The sequence below is a fragment of the Rhodococcus sp. NPDC059968 genome (assembly GCF_042738615.1).
Taxonomy (GTDB): domain Bacteria; phylum Actinomycetota; class Actinomycetes; order Mycobacteriales; family Mycobacteriaceae; genus Rhodococcus_F.
The window spans coordinates 1-3,039 of the sequence record NZ_JBHWUE010000234.1; the positions used below are offsets into that span (position 1 = coordinate 1).

Here is a 3,039-nt window from a genome sequence, read left to right on the forward strand (position 1 = left end):
GGCGAGGGACATCGCGACGATCGTGAACAGGGTCATCGGCCCGTCACCCCGTACGTGACACCCTGCGCTCGCCTGTCGAACGGAGCCGGAATGAATGTCGCACAAGCTTCGTAATGCGCCATTTGTCGCGTGAGCCCGCTCGACGGCAGGCCGTCGCGGAGCTTAGGCTCGGGAACGTCTTTGATGGTTCTTCTCCTTGTACTTGAGATCCAACTCGGTCGGGCGAGGGCTGTCGGACTACACAGGCGGTCCCCTGTTGGCGCAGGGGACCGCTGTTTTTTTGCCTCCAGGTGTTCGAGGGCTGTCGGACTACACGGCGACCGGAAACCCGTTGGCGCGGTCGGCGTCGAACTCGTCCTCGAAGGGCCTCGTTCGGACTCCGGTGCTGCCGGTCAGGGAGAAGCCTACGCAGCGCGAGCGGAGCCGCCACAATGCCAACGGAATCACGCACACGCATAAAAGCGCCTAAGTGGCCCTGACCTGCTGCTTCATGTCGGATGCTCAGCTCACGAGGTTGGTGACAGGCACTTCATGTAGGGGGGTCATGAGGCCGCCAGCAGATCGAAAGTCCTCACATGAACCCTTCGGTGACGCGCACCACGTGACCGAGGGTCACTGGACGGATACTTCCGCTGACCGGCCCTGTCGACGAACATCGAGCAGTCGAACTTCGGGTCCGTCTCTAGGACGTTGAGCAGGTCGTTCGGCCGGTCTAAGCGCTGGTGAACGGGCCGCGGAGGACACCCTCGAAACTCACCTGGCAGGGGACGCCGCCTGAGATACATCTTCGCCCCTGGAGCGAAACGGCTGCGGTCCGATTTCCGGTACCTCAGGTACTGGACCTGCTTCGCGAAGAACATCTCCGAGTTCTTCTTGCAGCACTAGACCTTGTCCTCGATCTCAGTGCCGAAGTCGGCGCCGGCGAGGAGGACGACGGCAAGCTCTGAGTCGCTACCGACCGGTCGCGGGCGGCCGTCGTTGACATCAGATCCGGGCAGCCAGTTGTGGCCTATTGGAACGTTAGGCCGAGCGTCGGGGGCGACGTCGGGCCCGGGCACGGGCAGGGGAGCAAGCTAAGCGATCAGATATCTGATCGGTCCGCCGTGCCGGTCGGTCGCTGCGCTGGGCGTGTCCTGCGGGGCGCAGATTCCGGCAGCGAGTTGTGGGTCATTGGGCCCAGTTTCGCGGTCGGCCGGGCGGCGGCTTGCGACAGCTCTTGCGCCATCTCCTGCGGCATCTGCTGCGGCATCTGTTGCGACTTCTGCTGCCCTTACCGGATTCCGGCCGACCCCGTCTGTGCAGGTCACCACGCGTGGTGGGGGTGTCCGTTTTCGCTGACATCCCCTCTACTGCCCGCCTCCGTCACGTCCCCACCTGAAATTGGCGGTGGGGACGGTGACGCGCGGCGGCCCGGAGAGGGGATCCGGCGCCCCTCGCTGTCGCGCGAAAGCGCCGGCGCCCCGGACCCGTGTCGGCATCAGATTCCGGCAGCGAGTTATGCCGGACTGATATCAGTTCTGCGGCTGGGCGAGGCGTCGGGCGATGTGCCAGACGGCACGTTCGCGGTCGTCGGCGTCGTCCTCCTGGTCGTCGTTCTCCTCGGCTTCGCGGCGACGTCGTGCAGCTGCTTCCTCGCGTCGGCGGGCGAGGGCTTCGAGCATCTCGGCGTACGCGTCCACGACGTCCTGCGGACCGAGAACGACGACCTCGTCGGCGACGTCGGCGAGCGCCAGGACCTCACGGACGCGGGCAGCCATGGCGGCCGGGTCGGTGTTGCCGTCGGTGCCCTCGGCGGCCTGCGTCGCCTCCAGGTCGAGGGCCTTCCTCGCGACCGCGTGCCAGCCGTCCTCGGTGACGCGGACGCCCGCGCGGAGTTCGCCGCCCTCGGCGTCGGCCGCCGCGAGCAAGTCGAGGTTGTCTTCGTCGGTGTCGCCGCCGTCGATGCCGAGCATCGAGCGCAGGTAGCGGGTCCACTCGATCGCGCGGCGGCCCTTGGTCGCGCGCTCGTACTCGTGCCACTTCGCCAGGTTCCACTCCAGCGAGCCCTGTCCCTGGGCGTCGTCCTCGGGAACGCCTCCGGTCAGGTCTCCGATCCGGCCGAGGAGTTCGAACGGCGTGACGTTCTCGCCGCCCGCGGTTTTCAGGTCGGCGCGGGCGAGTTCGAGCGCCGGCGCCTTGCCGTCCTGCGTCTTGGCGATGTACTCGGCGAGGTCGTTCGCGTCGCGCTCGGTGTGCAGCCGCTTGAAGTCGACGCCGTGGCCCTTGCCCTCGCACGGGCAGTCGGCCCGTTCGCAGTCGTCCGTCGGCCGGAACTTCGGATTGATGCCCTGGAGGGTGCGGGTCCAGGTCGCGCGCCAGTGGTCTTCCCACTCGGTGAGCCGGTCCTCGGCAGGCGTGAAGGCGCCCGTGATCCTCTTGGCCGCCTTCTCTCCGGTGGTCCGGCCGCCGACGAGGACGATCGCGTGGATGTGCGGGTGCCAGCCGTGGGCCTGACCCACGGTCACCTCCGTCGCGCGGATCATCCCGAGGTAGCCGATCCGGTCGCGGATGCCCTCCTGGTCCTTCGCCCGGCAGCCGTCGCTGACCTTCCGTCCGGCCCACGTGCCGCCCGTGATGAGCCGCTGGTAGGCGCCGGGGCGCCGGGGGGTGTCCTCGGTTTTGCGGGTGCCCTGGAGAGCGTCCATGAGGTCGGCGAGCGCGTCCTTGTACGCGTGGCGGGCGGTGAAGGTCACCAGGTAGGCGGTCCCGCCCTGTTGGAGCCAGGTGACCACGGCCTGGGTGATCTCCTCGGCGCGGCGGTGGCGGATCACGGCGGCGCAGACCGGGCAGAGCCAGATCCGCCCGCACCGCATGAGGCCGAGGACCACGGAGGTTCCGGCAGCGGTCTGGGCGACGATCACGCCGGACGCGGGGTCCATCAGGGCCCGGCCGCAGCCCTTGCACGCGGAGTCGCCGGTGATCCGCCATAGGGTCCGGCGCCGGGTGTACCGCGCCGCTTTGCGCAAGCGGGCGGCGTCGCTTCGCGACTGCCCTTCCGAG

Annotated in this window: 1 protein-coding gene; it reads right to left on the bottom strand. The window is 68.4% G+C overall.

The annotated features are described in order from the left end of the window. Window positions 1–1,511 precede the first annotated feature (1,511 nt). Window positions 1,512–3,039 (bottom strand): hypothetical protein (locus ACFWAY_RS53345; protein WP_378516480.1); only part of this gene is annotated, 1,528 nt, incomplete at its 5' end.